Origin of the sequence: Roseburia rectibacter (assembly GCF_014287515.2) — a bacterium.
Lineage (GTDB): Bacteria > Bacillota > Clostridia > Lachnospirales > Lachnospiraceae > Roseburia > Roseburia rectibacter.
Genome location: NZ_CP092473.1, coordinates 1,786,608 through 1,804,277, shown reverse-complemented (window position 1 = coordinate 1,804,277; position 17,670 = coordinate 1,786,608). Strand labels below are relative to the sequence as shown.

The window sequence follows — 17,670 nt, the reverse complement described above, 5'->3', positions numbered from 1 at the left end:
CTCTTTTTTGCTGCATGTATCTTTTCCGTCAATCTGACAGTAACCCGGTCAACAGTTCCATATCTTTCTCAAAGACAACATTTTTTTTGAGAGATGCCTCCCCGTACCGTTTTCTCATTGCCACATCTTCCACCATTCTGCATACAGCATCACTGACTGCTTCTGGTTCTAATCTGCATAAAATACCATCCACACCATCTTTGATCTGTTCACGGCTGCTCTCCGACGCAATTACCGGAAGTCCAAGTGTCTGTGCCTCCTGTATCGCAATGCTTTTTCCTTCAAATCCGGTTGCATGTACATAGATATCTGCACCCTTATAATACGGATACGGATTTTCCACAGATCCACACAGAATAAAATCTTTCTGTAAGCCAAGTGACCCGATCAACCGTTCGAGTTCCCTTCGTTTTGGTCCTTCCCCAAGAACATACCAGCGGACATTTTTATGTTTCTCTTTTATCATTTTCATTGCACGTATTGCTGTTGGATAAGATTTTTGTTCTGTGAGCCTGCCGACCGTCAAAAGCCTGATACCGTCAAAATCATCAGAAAATCCACCGGGTTGCAACGCCTTTGTTTTTATTTTTTCTGTATTGATGATATTATGAAAAACCTTTGTCCGTCCACTGCATTCCGGATAAACCTTCAAAAACTGCTGCTTTATTTCTTCCCCGATTGGAAAAACAGCATCATATTTCAGATAACAGTCACGGTCTGACTTCCTTGTATATCCTGCTTTCGTGTAATCAATATGTATGAACGCAGCCTTTTTCTTTGCATGGACGTGATCTGCAACATAATATGCCGATCCCCCCTCTAAATATGCAACCGCAAGATCATATTCTTCCGCAAACCGCTCTCCTCCATCAGACAGCACACGCCAAAGCAGTTTATCCGGTAAAATCTTACGTTTCTTTAACATATCCGCAAGCAATGACAAAAGATACGGCATCAGGCGGAATATGGTTCCACGGACAAACATGGTCTTTAATATTGTCCTGTACATGAAATATCTTCCCTCTTTCTGCAGAACAGACAAGGGCTGATACGATTTATTTTTCAGTATCACTTCTCCCGGCAGCCGCTTTACCAGTTCTCCCTGCCCCATCAGGACATAAAGAGATATTTCATACTGTACATCTTTTGTTTTTTCATTTTCCTTTATCAGTTTTTCAAGCAGTTCTAAAAGTGCCATCTCCGCACCGGCTCCGCCTAACGTATTAATTACGAACAATATCTTCTTTTTCATCCACAAGCACCTTCAGCTCCTGCAATATTCTTTCATTTTCCTGATTGAGCAGCGATACCTGCATCGCCAGTTCCTGATTTTTTACTACCACAACTGACACTGCCATACTGATCTTAAACAAAAACAGAATTATAACAGCAAACACCGCAAACATAAGCAAAACGATATTTTTTGCCCCACTCCACAGATAACAGACATCATCCAGGCTTACAACGATACCCGCCACAAGTAATGCCAGCGAAACGATCGCCCAGCCAAGTCCGATCACATCTGTGAGTTTCTGTCTTGCATACATAAACAGATCCATAATAAGCAGAAATATACCAAAACCTATCATCAACACTTTTAATATCATGCCCTGATCCCCTCTTTTCTGTCATAACTTTTTGCGGAAGGTTTTTTTCCTCTTTTTATTTTAAATAATTCACCCTGGCAGAAAATATGCACATCCATATGTCGTTCCACCCAGCGAAGTCTGAAATATCCAACAGTAAACCCAAGGAAACTTCCCATGACAAGCCCCGCACCATACCAGAGGTCAGGGAGTTCCTTTGAAAACAGCGTTCCAAAAAAAGTACCCATGCAAAAACATACCGCTGTTAAAAGTGCTCCTGTCATGTCATTAAAATAATACAGAAAAATCAGTTCCGCGTACAGCAGGAAAAGAATAAAATATCCGGCTGCAAGACAAGGATAAATCTGCATTACAAGCCCTGAAAATCCCATTCCCGGCAGCAATATCACACAGAGCAGATAAAGCACAACCGAAACGATAAACTGGATTCTCACAAGATTCATAAGCTCGGCGGCAAGCTGGCGGAACATTCTGTTTTTGGCATTGTTGATATCTTCCCATCTTCCACCGATAACAGCCTCCGAATAAGCCTTGTATCTCTCATGAAAATGCATTTCCACGCGGCTGATAAAAATAATAGTCGACGAAAGATTCGTAAACATTGCCAGACAGGTTGCCATATCATATGCCGGCGCATAGACAAATGTATCTGCCACCGTCATCTTTAAATCCGTCGTCCAAAATACAAAATTATGTATATAAAGTCCTAACGTATACAGCAGATTTGTTGCAACAAGATGCCAGTAAATTTTAAAATAGCGAAGCACCTTGCGGTACTGATGACTGTTTCTTTTAAAGTAACTCTTTATGGTTGCTGCTGATATTGATGCTGTCAGAAAAAATCCGATCGTAAGTGAAAGTAGCATGCTGTATATGATATCTCTGTGAAAGACTTTTACGAGCAGCCATGCAAGCCCAAATGCTGCCGCCATTCCCATCAGGAAAAATAAAGATATTTTCTGGTAGTCTTTGCAGATTGACAGATACAGCATGGAATAAAATACCAGCAGAAGCGAAATAAATCCACAAAATCCGGTAAACACAAATACCAGATCCACCTGCCCCTTCAGATACTCTCTGATACAGAACGGAATCGCAAACAGACACCCAAACACGATATTCAGAAACAGTCCGACTTCATAGCATGGCAGGATATCTTCGTATTTCTCCTCATAAATAATATCGGACATATATCTCGATAATACAGCATTAAACGGCGCCGCAACCAGCAGGGAAAATATAAAAATATAAAGTACCGTGCCTGAAAATAATCCTCTTCTCGCATATCCCACCGTCTCATAGCCAAGGAAGTGACTCATCAGCATCACATTGCCGATCACAACAAACATTGGTGCGATCGTAACCATGGTACTGTACCCAAAGCCCGCCAGATTTGCAAGGATCGTGCGCCTGTCATATATTTTCTGAAGTTTTACACCAATTCCAGCCATAGATCACACATCCCCTTTCTTTCCCTGCTCTCTGTCTGCATGCTCAAACTGCCGGTAGATCTGCCGGTACGTTTCTCTCATGTCATTTACAAGATACCGGCTCCTTAGTCTCCGGTAACCGTTTTCTCCCATACCGATTCTCTTCTCCCTGTGCCGTGCAAGATCTACCATCGCGGCGGCAATCTCCTCCACATTCATGATATGTGTGATGATCCCTGCCTCCCCAAACGAATCCCCTTCGCCATAGATCAGTCCTCTGCAATTTCCTACATCCGTTGCAATCACCGGCTTTTTCGCAGCAAAACTTTCCAGGATCGTAAGCGGCTGTCCCTCACTGATACTCGTGAGTATGGTCATATCCATTCTGCCAAGATACTCTGTCACGTCAACTTTTCCCGTAAAGATCACATCTTCCACACCAAGCAGTTCCACCAGTTCTAAACATTCTTTTGCATATTCTTTTTCTTCGTCCGATGGTCCCATGATCCATAACGCAAGTTTTGGTGCCTCTTTTTTTGCATAAGCAAATGCCCGGATCATCGTTTTCACATCCTTGATCGGCGCGATTCTGAGCACAGCCCCGATATTGATCATATCATCATCTTCTCTCTTTTCCTCAAGACATCTGACAAATCTCTGTGCATCAATACCGTTTGGCGTGATTTTTATTTTTTCTGCGGGACATCCAAGTTCGATCTGAAGTTCCATGGCATGCTTGTAAAGGCATGTTACCTGATCTGCATACCGGTATGCAAGCAGTGACATTTTTTTAAACTGTTCAATCCAGATATTTTTATAGATACCACCTACCCACTTTGCACGGATCAGTTCCTCCTCCCGTTCCCTTGTATAAATTCCATGTTCTGAAACCATAAGCGCACATCCATATCTTTTCTTTGCCATGCTTCCGATCACCCCTGCATACCCGGTTGCAACACAGTGATACAGATCTGCTTTGGGCAGTTCCATCTTTAAGGTCAGAAATAGCGGCAGATAAATGGACCGCATCGTCCACAAAAAATCAGAAAAGACAACCTGTGAATACTTAAGCTGATAACACTCCCGCACTGCCTTTAAAAAATCTTCTCCCATCAAAAGAGCATTCAGTGAAAATTCTTTCTTTTCAAATAATGTAAACAATGTATCCCACTCAACGTTACGGTTTAAAAGTAAGGATCGCAGCGCCTCATATTCTGTCTGATTTAAGTGCAGTTTTTTATTTTTCTTCTGTTCTACCCAGTCATAATCTTCCAGATAAAGTTCATAAACTTCTGACACATTTTCCGGCAGTTCATACACAAATTTTCCCCGGTAGGAACGGTTTGCCACGATCGAAAGCACCACAAATTCGATCTCCGGAAAAGATTTTATCATGCTGTTGATCCAGCTCGACACACCACCTACCACATAAGGATAACATCCCTCTGCTACAATACATACTTTCATTCTCAATCCTCGTAAAAAAACAATTGTTTTTCTTCTTCCTCATTCAACCGGATCGTTACCTCATCATTCTCTGCACAGATCAGGTAAACACCATCCTCAACTGCAGAAAAACTTCCGCCATGCATTTCTTCTATTTCACGGCTTCCTGTATGCAGTAAGAACCATGCTTGCTCCTCTAATCCATCCACATGCAGCGAAATCGTATTATCTTCAGATTCCACGGAATAGGAAAGTGCAAAGAATCTGCGGATTCTCTGGTCGCTCTTCGAAAGAGTCGTCTCATCAAACACCATATACGGTTTCTGATAAGTACAGATGTTAGACGCCGCTTCCTTCGAAAGGACCTCCCATGCATCAGCTTTTTTCTCCGGATACGCTGCCACAAGCAGATCCCACACTGTATTGGAATATCCCAGCGCTGTCTGAATGCATCTCTGTCTGAAATCATCCATAAATGTGTGATTTACGCCGTCCCCGGTAGCCCGCTGCAGCGTCACATTTTCCTTGGCAAAAGAAATGACCGGTTCATCGTAAGTCTGTGATTCCGGGGTTACAACTGTCCTTATTCCGCCAAGTTTATCATTTTCTAAGGCATCACCAAGTTCATTTTCATTTTCCAGGAATAAAGACTGAAAACCGTAATCCGGTGCCTCTCTTTTCCAGAACTGTTCATCCTGCTCCATTTTTTCAGACAATCCGGTATCCGACACATTACCGGAGGAAAGCCCGGCTTCCCCATACTCCTCTTTCAATAATTTCAGATAATATGCAACTTCTCCCTCCCTCGGTTCATTTTCATCATTATAATCAAACTGTGGTGTCATCATACAAGTCAGTTTTGCATCGATCTTTCGTTCAATTGAAACCAGAGACGGCCAGATAATCTCCCGAAACAACGCTTTCTGTGACTGACTGTATATTTTTTCCATATTATTTTCATTTTCTGATGCAAATCCCGGATAATTTGCGATCACAAGATTTTGTGCATTAACCACCGGATAAATCTCAAAGGAAGATGCTTCTGCCATCATTGCATCCAGGATTCCAATACCGGAATTATCTTCCAGATAATCACCATTCACACAGAACACACAGGCATTTTCCAGTCCGTTTCTCCATATGATCGCAGGCTGTCTTCCACTGTCCGGCCGGACATCTTCTAACATTCCAACCATATAGCTTTTGGTTCCCTCACCCGTCACATACCACGGAACCGTAAGATCCATATCCTTATTTTTTTCTTCTTCCTCATCTTTCGCCTGATAGATGACTTCCCCGCCAAGCAGAAATCCTGCAAACAGATGTATGCCTTCGAGTGTTACTTCTTTCTGTTCCACATAACGGATTCCAAGCAGTTTTCTCAAACTGTTGTTCTTCTCGATCTCATCCGCATCCGGAAGTCCTGAAACCACAACATTTACACCATTTTCAACCGCATCACTGACCGCATTTATATTCTCCCTGTTTTCCAGATATGTTCCATCTAAGACCAGAACATCCGGCAGATCATCTTCATCATCCATGATAACATTCAGGGAGTCTGCGGTCTGAAAATCCCGCTTACTGTATGTACACCACCATTTTACCGTGTTTTTTGTTTTTTCACTCTGTCCGGCATAAAAAACCCTTGCCGTTTTTTGTTCACTCTGTCCGGATGCAGGAAACATATCCTTTTCCGTAAGTTCTGTCCGGGCACTCTCCTGATATTCATTGATTCCATATTTACTGAGTTTATCTTTCATCACACCCGTAAACTGAAACATAAACAATAAAATAACGAGCATGATAGTGATCGTAGCAAAATTTCTCCGGGATACCATCACATTTTCCTTTCCAGATCCATCTCTTTTGGCATCTGCTATTTTTTCTGCCGGCAATAGAATATATGATCTTCAAACATCCTATTGTCATTCATTATATCCATAATCAATCGAAAAATCATATAAACTGTAGGTATTCTGTTCTACCACATAACAGACAAAATCATCTGTTTCATAATACACCTGCATTTCTTTTCCATACAGTTCCATAAATGCCTGTGCCCAGTAATACATCCTTGACATTATGATCCATCTGTTTTCACCCTCATAAACGGAAATATCATTTGCTGTCGGCAGCGGTTTTTTTGCTCCTTCTTCCGAGATCCGCTGTCCGCTTCCCTCATATGCTACAGTATAATCAAGCGGTATCTTCTCAATAAAGAAATATACACGGTCTGTCGGCAATGTCAGATTTCCGTTTACCGCATTTCCTTCCATACTTCGTAAAAATGTGATCGTCTCCTCGTGACGCGCATAATCTTCCATCATTCGCAGTTCATCATTTGCAGAACAGATCGTATATTTATACTTTTCGTTTTCTCTTTTTATATTTGCCAGACAAGTGATCGCCGAATTTGACTGCAGTGCTGTTACGATCGACGGTGTACGGATCTGGTTTCCATTGACCAGTACCGCAACCAGGGCGGCTGAGGTCAGCAGTGAGACCAGATTCATCCAGATATCATGCTTAAAAAATCCAAAGACCAGTGCCACTATGCCGTCTGCTCCAAGCCCTATCGCTGCCGGTATCATGTAAGCCACATATATACTGCACCTGCTTGCATCCATAATATGCGGCAGTCCAAAACGCCATGCACTAAGAAAAATCATCAGAAGCAGCAGTCCAAATCCGGTGGACATCAGCATTGATCCGTAGTCACGTTTTCCAATGAGCACAAATAATAATCCTCCTGCCAGACAAAATCCCTCACAGCCAAAAATGAACATCATCCACTGGTCACTTGCCTGAAGCATTACAACATTGTGCACTCCCGTCCAAAGATAATCCAGACCGTTCTTTGCAATATCAGTGATCCGGAACCGTACCCTTTCCACCAGCGCAGCAAACGCTGACGTTTTTACCTGCGTTGTTTCCGGCATCTGTACATTGTCTGTGCTATTACCGGACACTGTCTGATTCATTGTATTTCCGGCCGGACCCATGCTTTCCGTCGTGCCCTGGCTCAGTGCACCCGTTGTATTCATTTCTTCGTTTTCATTATCTGTAACATCTGTTTGTTCTTCCTCATTGCCTGTATTACTGCTGCCATTGATCACGTTAAGTCCCCAGCCAAGTGATCCCTGCAATGGTGTTCCCTGTAAAAATGCGATTCCCATCGGCAGCACTGCTAAGAAAATACTTAAGATACCGGTCGCAAGTACCCGGAAAAAATATTCCTTCTTAAAAATACGAAACAGATATCCCCCTGCGATACCGATGCAGAACAGACCTGCTACCATGGTGTCATAAAAATGCACAATAAGTGTAAGACCAAATCCTGCAACAAATCCCATCAGATAACGGGTACTTTTGCACTTCCAGGTTTTTAATCCGGCAATATTTTTTTCTTTTCTGCATTGATCCACTTCTGCTTTCCGCTGTCTTAAAAAGGCAAACATAAAGTAAATTCCCGGCAGAATAAATATCATACCAAATTCCTGTGGCAGGGAACTGTAGTAACGGGAATAGGTATTCCTGTTAAAAAATGCTGCAAGCACATAAAAAAACACAGCTCCCCATGCGCAATATGATGTTCTGCAGCATGCTTTCAAAAATGCCAGCAGTGCATAATGGATATATAAAACCTGCACTACATAAAAAAGCCGGAGTAGAACATATGTTTCTATTCCTGTTACAGCATGAATATAATAGATCACACAATGGAATCCAAACGGATAAATCCCAGCTACAAATACATCATTATTTCCCATTGCATTGATCCAGTAATTGTGCACAGGTATATCGGATGCACAATAACCGTATGTATGGATCATATTGGTTCCATACATCACAAGAACCGTTGCAGTAAATACAATAAACAGCACTCCATCAGCAAAATGTCTGATGATCAGTCCACACATTCTTCTGCACAGCTTCTTCACCTTCCTGCCAATCCACTGGACTATCTCAAGAAGGAGCAGCTTGATGCCAAGCGTCTCCCGGATGACATGCGATGTTCTGTTTCCTATGACGTGCCCGATTTTTTTTGGTGAAACTCTTTTCGTACGGATCAAGGATACAATAACCGGGAGAACACTGCCCAAAATCAGTGTGAATCTTCCAGAAATATGAAGTAATTGAAGAAATAATACCAGATTGATCAGATAAAAATGACCTAATACAATATAAAAGAAAAACCTGACACTAAATATTTCATCTTTCAGCCTGCGATGCAAAAGCAGTGCCGGAACCGCTATAAAAAGCCCGGTATAGATCACAAAAATGCTGATAAACTGTAATACAGTCAGAACTTTCATCGACACTGCCATCACCTCCTTCAGCTAAAAATACGAATCAATTCCAATGTTTCTCTGTCTATTACAATATCGGATTTTTTTAATTTTTCCAATTCATCAAAGAAATCTTTTTTGTTTCCCTCTGTAAAATAAAGTTTTAAGTAGCAGGTATAGGTTGATAACTCCTCCGGATAAAGTTCCCTGCTCTTATCGCACCAGTATTTCATGCGCTTGAAATCCTTTATCTTAAGAAGCATCATACAAAGCCCCTCAATATAGGAAACCTGCAGTTTTTCCTGATATTTTTCATCCAGGAAGCTGCATGCCTCTTCCATCATGTCAATATAGGTCTGCTGTTCCTTTTCATGAAACACCTCCTGGATCAAAACTCCATACATGTACTCGATCAGGATACATGCTGCTTCTGCCGCATCGCATCCATCCTGTTTCATCTGAAGGTAAAGTTCCTGCGAACGCTTTCTGAAATCATTCAGTGCATCCCTTAATACCGTGGCGGCATAATGTGACGTTTCTGTGTCCTCACTGTTTAATGCAAGTGAAATGGATGCCAGGGAATTCTGTACATCTCCACGTACTACGTTCATTACCAGTGTTCTCAAACTGTCCTTATCACTGATTGCAAGTGCTTCCTCGATCGGTACTAAATTTCCTTCCCTCTCCTCATCAGCACGAAGATGTGTCTTTACACGCTCTTTACTGAAAATAACATCCTCAAGATCTACATTCTGTCTGAAAAAGACCTTATTAAACACCAGTCCGGCAAAAAAGAACAACGGTCCCACCACCGGACACAGAAACATAACGATGCCTTTCATCAGTATATCTGTTTTTTTCCCTTCACGTCTGCCCAGACTGCTCCATACCACGTAAAAAATAGTAACCGCCATATTGATCAAAAGGACGATACAAAATCTCTTTTCCGTAACTGTCATAAAAATATATCCTCCTGAATCTGACAGTACACTCCCTCTTTTTCAAACCTTTCTCTTACCATATCTGCATCCTTTGTACTGGTATTTGCAAGAAGTGCATACATTTTTCCGTCTTCAAGTTCACCGACATAATCACTTTGTCTCAAGAGTTTTGTAAGCCGTCTGCCAGTCTCTTCACGGTCTTTTTCCTCTGTGTCCACAGAAAGCAGTGCACACTGTGTCAGTCCCTTATCCCTTGCCTTTAAATATGCCTTTACGAGGGATGAAAAGGCTTCCGGTTCCAATATATTTGTTCCCTGTATGTATCGCTGCTGCTCTAACGCGGCAATATAACGGTTTGCACGCACCACCGCATTCTGGATCAGATAGCCGATAACTGTCAGCATATTTGCCTGTCCTAACGTCATCCTTTCCCACGGAATCCCCCAGATCATCAGTATCAGCTGCATCTCATCTTCTGAATAAATGGCATTCGCCATAAGCGGATACCTTTCATCCATATTTTTATTAATATAAACCTTCTTCCCGGCAAGAACCGTATACATGGCATCCATCTGGCTGTAATTGATCGAATTACCAAGACTGCGTGCTTTTGCTGATGTTGCAGAAAAAAGACGTGCATAAGAACGGTTCGCCACTGTATAAATTGCCACATCCTTGCTTCCCATCAGTCTTGCAAGCACTTCCGCTGCATAAAAAAGTACCTCACATGGTTCATACTGCTCAAGACTTGACGTGATCTCATATAGTTTTCCAAAACTGTCATTCTGATTTACGATCTGATTTGCAAGAATCTCTTTTACCCTGACATTGCTGACATTAATATCTGAAATATCATCCAGCTGCTTGGTTAAATATGATACCTCATGCTGCTGTTCCTCTCTCATCGCGCGAAGCTGGTCCCTTAAGTAACCTACTGCCAGACCTAAGATCAGAAGCTGTGCGATCCAGACATAGGTATTATAGTCAAGCATGACATCAAATCCGCTTCTGTGATACATCTGCCGGAAACAATATCCCGCCACGGCAAGCAGCGCAGAAAACGTTGCCTGCTGCTGTCCATACACAAGTGCAAACAACAGCACATACAGAAGATAAAAATCAATATTCTGAAAATATTCACTTCCAACTGCCCGGTTATTTAACATAAAAAATGGGATAAAACAGATAAGGTTTTCCATAAAAGGGATCAGATTCGTTATGATTTCCTTTGTTCTGCTGCCAAATCTTTGAAACAAATACCCCTTTTTCCTCACTATATCTGTAAATTCTGCTGCATGCCTGCCAAAATAAGCCGCAATCTTTTCCACATCAGTCCCGGCATGATGAATCACACGAAGCCCAAACTCTTCCTCGTATCTTTTACCGGAAAGCATAACTTCCCGGTATTTTTCGTTTTCTTCTTCTATGACACTGACTCCGGTCTTCATTCCCGCAGCAACTGCCTTAGCAAGGTCATACCGTGATATTTTTTCCCCGGAAGACAGTTGATACAATGTGTGTTTATGCTCCTTTGTCACCATCATCTGGTAAATAAACTCCACTGCATCAGCCTCGTGCAAAAGCATTATTTTTTCATTCTGTGACGCAATGATCTCACCGGTATTTACAGCCTCTAAGCACATCTTTGCGCAGATCGTATCGGTATCTTCTTTCTTTCGTATCTCCCCATACAGATGATCAAGCCGGAGAACCACAATGTCATTCCCCATCCGTGCATAATTTTTACAGATTTCTTCTCCGATGGCAATTGCCTGCCCTCTCTTGCTGCATGCCCCGGTAAGATCGTCCTCCTTCATAAGACGGGCATTTTCACCATCAAAAACACTCTCCGAAGAAAGATAGACAAATCTGCCTTTCTTTAAAGCTATATAATTCATCAAAATATTCGTAAGTCCGGCCGCGTAGGATGCCGCTGTATTTTCCACCTTGTTCCAGGAGAAATTATGGTCGTATGCCCCCCAAAAAACAACCACCTGTGGCATGATGCTCTCTAATACCTCCCGCACACAGGCATCCTCATACGAAAAATGATACACTTCAAATACTTTCTTTAAACTATACCCTTTCTTTGGTTCCTCCGTCAGAACGAATACCCTGTGTCCTTCTTTATTCAGCCTGTTAATCATAAGGCGCATGAAATTTCCGCCATTTCCAACCAGCAATATGTTCATATCTGTCCCATCCTCAAATAATACCCTGTTGTCTTAACTCCATCATAAACTGTTTCACATCACTTTGTGCACCGGAGAATGATAATTCATATTCTTTTGCAAATGCCTGTACGATCTCATCTTCGGACATTCCTGAAATATACGCACGATAAATATATGCACCACACTCGTTTAACATGAACGGTTTTTTATATTGTTTTCCCTGCTCCATATCCAAAAGCCAGTACGCCCCTGCCGCATGACGTAATTGATACCGTTCTTTCATCTAAATCATTTCCTTTCTCTTTCATGAAAAAAACTGCTCTGCAACAGTAATTTTTCCAATATATACAACCGAACCCGTCATAAAAATTCTACCGTCTTCCCCAAACTCTATAAAAAGATCTCCACCGTGCATATGTACGGTCACTTCATCTCCCACCAGCCCTAAACGGTGAGAAGCTGCTGCTGCCGCACAGGCCCCGGTGCCGGAAGCAAACGTATAACCTGCTCCACGTTCATAGATCTCAACCTGTATATTTTTTTCATCCACGATCTGGCAAAGCTGCATATTGATACGATTCGGAAAATATTTTGCATTTTCCACATACGGTCCTAACTGCATTGCCTTCTTGCGGTCTACCCGTTCAAGCATGATAACACAGTTAGGATTGCCCATGGATACACAGGTTGCATTATAAAAATTATCGCAGAAAAATATCGATTCTCCCACGACTTCTCCTTCAAATCCAAGTGCCGGGATCTGTTCTGCCTCAAATACCGCATATCCCATATCCACACGCATGCGCTCTCCAGCATCATCCAGAAAAGTTACAAGCGTATCCCCCGCCTTTGTGGTCAGATAATACTTTTTTTCTTTTACATAGCCGGCATCTTTTAAATATCTTGAAAAAATCCGGATGCCATTGCCGCTTTTTTCAGCTTCACTTCCATCCGGATTAAAAATTCGTACTTTAATTTTTTTATCTTCAATAAGCGGTCCGTACAAAATTCCATCTGCACCGACGCCAATATTACGTCTGCATAACTGCTTTATCAGTCTTTCGTTTAAAACAACGTCATTTTTCTTTGGATCGAAAATCAGATAATCATTGCCAACCCCATGATATTTGCGAAGTATGATTTCAGACATTCTGATTCCTCTGTTATTTTCCTTATGATATCATATGCAAAAAATAAATAACGGTTACTCTACTCCCCCATTTTCAAAGAGACGATGGATATTCTCTGCCTTTTCATGAAGGATCTTGTCTATCTGTTCTCTTTTCACACCATCTAAGTCTTTCTCCTGACCATACTGACCTGAATATGCATTTGTTGCTCTATTGTAGTCTTCCTGCATATTTTCGTCTGCAGTCTGTTCCTGCTTACTTTCTGTTTCCCCAGTCTGCATCTGTTTCATTGGATCGGTCTGTGCTCTCGGAATATAATTCACATTCCAGTACTTGATAATACTTCTCGCAATCCGTTCCTGCTCATTTCTTTTATCGATCATATCTTTCATCATCACTGCACCACACTCTGTTCTGGTTTTTGATACCTTTTTATTTTAACACGAAACTCTTTGGAAAAAAAGTTAATTTCTGAATAAAATTCATCTGTTTGAAGCATGCTCTTTATGGTAAATACGAAATTCCGGAGGAAAACAGCATGGCTTCTTATAAAGTAGAAATCTGCGGTGTCAATACCGCAAAACTCCCCATTTTGAAAGAAGAGGAAAAAGATGCTCTGTTTGCGCGAATCAAGCAGGGAGACAACGCTGCCAGAGAAACATATATCAAGGGCAATCTCAGACTGGTATTAAGTGTCATCAAACGTTTTTCCGGCAACCACGAAAATGTTGATGATCTCTTTCAGATCGGATGTATCGGTCTGATCAAATCCATCGATAACTTTGATCCAACGATCGGTGTAAAATTCTCCACCTACGCAGTACCAATGATCATAGGTGAAATCCGGCGCTACCTGCGCGACAATAACTCTATCCGTGTCAGCCGTTCCCTGCGCGACACTGCCTACAAGGCAATCCATACAAAAGAGATTCTCTCAAAATCTGAAAACAAAGAACCGACTCTTGACGAAATCGCAGCCGAATCCGGCATTTCCAAAGAGGATATTGTCTTTGCCCTTGATGCCATACAAAGCCCGCTCAGTCTTTATGATCCGGTCTATACTGACGGCGGTGACACACTCTATGTCATGGATCAGATCAGCGACAAAAAAAACCGGGAAGAAAACTGGATCGAAGAACTATCCTTAAACGACGCTCTTAACCGGCTGAACGAACGCGAAAATTATATTTTAAAACTTCGTTTTTTTGAAGGCAAAACGCAGATGGAAGTGGCTGACGAGATCCATATCTCACAGGCTCAGGTCAGCCGTCTGGAAAAATCCGCCTTAAAATCCATCCGTCATTATCTGTCGCTTTAACGTTCCCACTTATTACACAGGGCATTGATCTGATCTGCAAATTTACCAAGTTCTTTGTTTGGCATTCCTTCGCATTTATTGATAACCGTAAGAAGCCTCTGTCCCGCAGCAAGCAGTCTTGCAAATACATTGCTTGACGCACGGCTCTTCTCCATCGTCTTTTTCTCTGCCCGTTCCCTGGAACCTTCACGCACCTGTTCACCTGTTGCAAGGTCAAATGCGTCTCCCGGGAACGGTGCATATGCATCATATCCCAGAGCATCTTTCAGATGGTCTGCAAACTGCTCTGTGACTTTATCCTCCCCATGTACCACAAATACTTTTTTCGGTTTGTTTTCAAATGATGCCGCCCACTTTGTAAGCTGTTCCACGTCCGCATGTCCGCTGATACCCGGAAGATTCTCGATCGTTGCTGCGACCTCGATCGTCTCTCCAAAAAGCCTGACTTCTTTCGCACCATTTAAAAGGGAAAAGCCAAGCGTTCCAGGTACCTGGTATCCTACAAATAAAATCGTGGAATCTTTTCTCCACAGATTATGTTTCAAATGGTGGCGGATACGTCCCGCCTCACACATTCCAGATGCAGAAATAATAACTTTCGGATCATCATTAAAGTTAATCATCTTCGATTCATCACTTGTGATCGCCATTTTAAGTCCCGGAAATCCGATCGGGTTAATCCCCTGCTGCACAAGTGCTCTCGCATCTTCATCAAAACATTCTTCCACGCTCTTATTAAAGATGCTTGTAGCCTCAACCGCTAACGGGCTGTCTATGTATACCTCAAAATTTTCAAATTCAGGCAGCAGATGTTCGCTTTTGATCCTGCGTATAAAATAAAGCATCTCCTGCGTTCTGCCTACGGAAAATGCCGGGATGACCAGATTGCCTCCCCGTTCATACAGCGTCTCTTTGATCACTTTCGCAAGGGCGATCGCAAAATCCAGAGGTGTATTGTGTTTTCTGTCACCGTAAGTTGACTCCATGATCACATAATCGGCATCTTTGATATATTCCGGATCCTTGATAAGCGGACGGCTGCCCGGCCCGATATCTCCGGAAAATGCCAGTTTTACCTCTGTTCCGTCATCATCCTGTACCCACATTTCAATGCTTGAAGATCCAAGCAGATGACCGGCATCCACAAATCTTACTTCAAGTCCGTCACAGACTTTAATCTTTTTCTGATAATCACACGGCACAAAATGATTCAGCACGCTCATCGCATCATTCATATCGTAAAGAGGAACTATTTCCGGTTTTCCGGCTCGTTTTGCCTTCCGGTTACGCCACTCTGCCTCAAACATCTGGATATGTGCGCTGTCTTTGAGCATAATGTTACACAGTTCATTAGTCGCTAACGTACAGTAAATTTTGCCGCGAAAACCATGATTGTATAAAAGAGGCAATAATCCGGAATGGTCAATATGTGCATGTGTCACAAACACATAATCGATCATTGCCGCATTAACCGGTATATCCTGGTTCGTGTATAGATCCGGTCCCTGTTCCATTCCACAGTCCACCAGTATATGCTTATCTGCAAATGACAGATAATGACAACTGCCCGTTACCTCATGTGCTGCGCCTAAAAATTCCAATACCATATGAAGTCCCCCATTCTGTCTGCTTTTCTTTCATTATACTATTTTTCAGCTATATGCACAATATTTTTTCAGATTTTATAAATTTTTTAATCATTTTGTCATTTTGCACAACAACATAAAATGGTGTTTTATTCCAGTCGCACGATTTCTTTTTTCAGTCTTCCCATGATCTTTTTTTCCAGTCTGGATATATAAGACTGGGAAATACCAAGCATATCCGCAACCTCCTTCTGTGTTTTTTCTTCACCGTCAATCGTGTTTAATCCAAACCGCAGTTCAATGATCATCCGTTCCCTTCCGGAAAGCTTTCCAATTGCGGTCTTAAGCAGCCGGTGTTCCACATCCGTTTCAATGTCATGGTAGATCACGTCCTCGTCAGTTCCTAAAATATCTGAAAGCAGCAGTTCATTTCCATCCCAGTCAACATTTAGGGGTTCATCAATAGACACTTCCATTCTTGTTTTACTGTTTCGCCGCAGATACATCAGGATTTCGTTTTCAATACATCTCGATGCATAGGTCGCCAGTTTAATGTTTTTTCCTGGATTAAATGTGTTGATCGCCTTGATCAGGCCGATCGTGCCGATCGAGATCAGATCTTCCACCCCAACACCGGTATTATCAAATTTCTTTGCAATATAAACCACAAGTCTCAGGTTGTGTTCGATCAGGCGTTTCCTCGCAAGCTGCCCGCTTTCATCACTTGTGAGCATCTCTATACATACCGCCTCATCTTCACCTGCAAGTGGCGGTGGAAGTACCTCTGCACCTCCGATATAATGCACTTCATTCTTTTTCTTTCGAAAAATACCAGGAAATATCATTGTTCTTATCTTTGGTATCGCAAATTTTATGTACATTCCCAATTCCACCTTAATTTTTATTTTCACACTATATGCCATGCGGCATAATGCTTGATGCATTCAGAATCATTTCATACTCCTTACCGTCAAATAACATTTTATCTGCCGTTCCGATCGCCGCATTCTGGATCTTTACCGCATGTTTTCCCTGGAAAATTATCATTTCATCCACATTAGTTACCGCAATTAACCCATTCTTTTCTCCCAGTGACCGATAGGGCACAAACCGTACCAGATCTTTTTCCTTTGAAAAGATCTTTTCTGCTGTGGTTTCCGATAAAATACTGATTTCCTGTCCTGTGTACGGGTCCATCAGCTGATTTCCGCTATCCCAGTATGCATGCAGTCTGATATGTCTTTCCCCTTTTTTTAATTCCGCAGGATATATATGATTTCCGTAAATGCGTCTTTCTCCAAAACAGATCACTGCCGTAACCACTGCCGCCGTCACAACAAATATCTGTAAAACCTCATTTTGTGTAAATATCTGCTGTTCTAAGAGCCATTCCAGTGCTCCTCCCTGTATCACACACATAAAATAGGTTACAACCCAGTTTTCCAGATAGCTGCGCTTTCCTTCCCAGCCAAAACACAAAAATACCATCCCCGTATTTAAAACAAAATGTGCGATCAGCAAATACAGTATCCTGTTTCTTATAAAACAAACCAGAAACAGATGAAACAGCGAAAATATAAGCGATACTGCAAACAACCGCCCGGCATGTATTCTCCGTTTCAGCAGACAGTTGCATCCAAGTATTGCCATATAATCCATGAACAGATTTTCAAGCAGGAACACATCTGCATAAAATACATATATCTCGCCTCACCTCTTTTCTCAGATTCTTTTGCATCTTTACTG

The 17,670-nt window shown here is 42.0% G+C and carries 15 protein-coding genes; 1 reads left to right on the top strand and 14 read right to left on the bottom strand.

Annotated elements, in window-relative coordinates:
* Positions 1–28: 28 nt before the first annotated feature.
* Genes H8S51_RS08490 through H8S51_RS08440 form a run of 11 tightly spaced genes read right to left on the bottom strand, consistent with a single transcriptional unit; the run spans position 29 to position 13,403 of the window.
* A complete protein-coding gene (locus tag H8S51_RS08490; RefSeq protein WP_118208972.1) occupies positions 29–1,252 on the bottom strand; it encodes a glycosyltransferase in 1,224 nt (407 codons plus the stop codon).
* Complete coding sequence (locus H8S51_RS08485; RefSeq protein ID WP_117919225.1) at positions 1,224–1,607, bottom strand: DUF2304 family protein; 384 nt, start codon at positions 1,605–1,607, stop codon at positions 1,224–1,226. The genes H8S51_RS08490 and H8S51_RS08485 overlap by 29 nt, the downstream gene beginning before the upstream one ends.
* Complete coding sequence (pelG, locus tag H8S51_RS08480) at positions 1,604–3,058, bottom strand: exopolysaccharide Pel transporter PelG (RefSeq protein ID WP_118208974.1); 1,455 nt, start codon at positions 3,056–3,058, stop codon at positions 1,604–1,606. The genes H8S51_RS08485 and pelG overlap by 4 nt, the downstream gene beginning before the upstream one ends.
* Before the next feature lie 3 nt (positions 3,059–3,061).
* Entirely contained in the window at positions 3,062–4,504 is a 1,443-nt protein-coding gene (gene pelF, locus H8S51_RS08475; RefSeq protein ID WP_117919221.1) for a GT4 family glycosyltransferase PelF, read from the bottom strand.
* Between the two features lie 2 nt (positions 4,505–4,506).
* Positions 4,507–6,381 carry a DUF2194 domain-containing protein gene (locus H8S51_RS08470; RefSeq protein WP_241070974.1) on the bottom strand — a complete coding sequence of 625 codons (1,875 nt, stop codon included), beginning with the start codon at positions 6,379–6,381 and terminating at the stop codon, positions 4,507–4,509.
* Positions 6,382–6,411: 30 nt separating this feature from the next.
* Positions 6,412–8,802 carry an amino acid ABC transporter permease gene (locus H8S51_RS08465; RefSeq protein ID WP_241071006.1) on the bottom strand — a complete coding sequence of 797 codons (2,391 nt, stop codon included), beginning with the start codon at positions 8,800–8,802 and terminating at the stop codon, positions 6,412–6,414.
* Positions 8,803–8,822: 20 nt separating this feature from the next.
* Positions 8,823–9,734, bottom strand: coding sequence for a hypothetical protein (locus H8S51_RS08460; protein ID WP_186899555.1), 912 nt, complete (start codon positions 9,732–9,734; stop codon positions 8,823–8,825).
* Complete coding sequence (locus H8S51_RS08455; RefSeq protein WP_186899554.1) at positions 9,731–11,908, bottom strand: NAD-dependent epimerase/dehydratase family protein; 2,178 nt, start codon at positions 11,906–11,908, stop codon at positions 9,731–9,733. The genes H8S51_RS08460 and H8S51_RS08455 overlap by 4 nt, the downstream gene beginning before the upstream one ends.
* Positions 11,909–11,921: 13 nt before the next feature.
* A complete protein-coding gene (locus H8S51_RS08450; RefSeq protein WP_117919213.1) occupies positions 11,922–12,173 on the bottom strand; it encodes a PqqD family protein in 252 nt (83 codons plus the stop codon).
* Positions 12,174–12,194: 21 nt separating this feature from the next.
* Positions 12,195–13,040, bottom strand: coding sequence for a diaminopimelate epimerase (gene dapF, locus H8S51_RS08445; protein WP_117919211.1), 846 nt, complete (start codon positions 13,038–13,040; stop codon positions 12,195–12,197).
* Positions 13,041–13,094: 54 nt separating this feature from the next.
* Positions 13,095–13,403 (bottom strand): hypothetical protein, encoded by a 309-nt coding sequence (locus H8S51_RS08440; protein ID WP_241070973.1) that lies wholly within the window; start codon positions 13,401–13,403, stop codon positions 13,095–13,097.
* Positions 13,404–13,558: 155 nt separating this feature from the next.
* Here H8S51_RS08440 and sigG point away from each other — a divergent pair, with 155 nt between their 5' ends.
* Entirely contained in the window at positions 13,559–14,338 is a 780-nt protein-coding gene (gene sigG / locus H8S51_RS08435; protein ID WP_118208980.1) for an RNA polymerase sporulation sigma factor SigG, read from the top strand.
* Here sigG and H8S51_RS08430 read toward each other — a convergent pair.
* From H8S51_RS08430 to H8S51_RS08420, 3 genes are all read right to left on the bottom strand, one after another.
* Positions 14,335–15,945: an MBL fold metallo-hydrolase RNA specificity domain-containing protein gene (locus H8S51_RS08430; protein WP_186899553.1), complete on the bottom strand. Its 1,611-nt coding sequence runs from the start codon at positions 15,943–15,945 to the stop codon at positions 14,335–14,337. The two genes, sigG and H8S51_RS08430, sit on opposite strands and share 4 nt — an antisense overlap.
* 128 nt (positions 15,946–16,073) lie before the next feature.
* Entirely contained in the window at positions 16,074–16,805 is a 732-nt protein-coding gene (gene sigE / locus H8S51_RS08425; RefSeq protein WP_117919201.1) for an RNA polymerase sporulation sigma factor SigE, read from the bottom strand.
* 31 nt (positions 16,806–16,836) lie between these two features.
* Entirely contained in the window at positions 16,837–17,628 is a 792-nt protein-coding gene (locus H8S51_RS08420) for a sigma-E processing peptidase SpoIIGA (RefSeq protein ID WP_330414569.1), read from the bottom strand.
* Positions 17,629–17,670 lie beyond the last annotated feature (42 nt).

Bases quoted from the DNA above. Each gene is read 5' to 3' on its own strand.
- H8S51_RS08490 (WP_118208972.1), bottom strand. From the start codon at position 1,252: ATGAAAAAGAAGATATTGTTCGTAATTAATACGTTAGGCGGAGCCGGT.
- H8S51_RS08485 (WP_117919225.1), bottom strand. From the start codon at position 1,607: ATGATATTAAAAGTGTTGATGATAGGTTTTGGTATATTTCTGCTTATT.
- pelG (WP_118208974.1), bottom strand. From the start codon at position 3,058: ATGGCTGGAATTGGTGTAAAACTTCAGAAAATATATGACAGGCGCACG.
- pelF (WP_117919221.1), bottom strand. From the start codon at position 4,504: ATGAAAGTATGTATTGTAGCAGAGGGATGTTATCCTTATGTGGTAGGT.
- H8S51_RS08465 (WP_241071006.1), bottom strand. From the start codon at position 8,802: ATGAAAGTTCTGACTGTATTACAGTTTATCAGCATTTTTGTGATCTAT.
- H8S51_RS08460 (WP_186899555.1), bottom strand. From the start codon at position 9,734: ATGACAGTTACGGAAAAGAGATTTTGTATCGTCCTTTTGATCAATATG.
- H8S51_RS08455 (WP_186899554.1), bottom strand. From the start codon at position 11,908: ATGAACATATTGCTGGTTGGAAATGGCGGAAATTTCATGCGCCTTATG.
- H8S51_RS08450 (WP_117919213.1), bottom strand. From the start codon at position 12,173: ATGAAAGAACGGTATCAATTACGTCATGCGGCAGGGGCGTACTGGCTT.
- dapF (WP_117919211.1), bottom strand. From the start codon at position 13,040: ATGTCTGAAATCATACTTCGCAAATATCATGGGGTTGGCAATGATTAT.
- H8S51_RS08440 (WP_241070973.1), bottom strand. From the start codon at position 13,403: ATGATCGATAAAAGAAATGAGCAGGAACGGATTGCGAGAAGTATTATC.
- sigG (WP_118208980.1), top strand. From the start codon at position 13,559: ATGGCTTCTTATAAAGTAGAAATCTGCGGTGTCAATACCGCAAAACTC.
- H8S51_RS08430 (WP_186899553.1), bottom strand. From the start codon at position 15,945: ATGGTATTGGAATTTTTAGGCGCAGCACATGAGGTAACGGGCAGTTGT.
- sigE (WP_117919201.1), bottom strand. From the start codon at position 16,805: ATGTACATAAAATTTGCGATACCAAAGATAAGAACAATGATATTTCCT.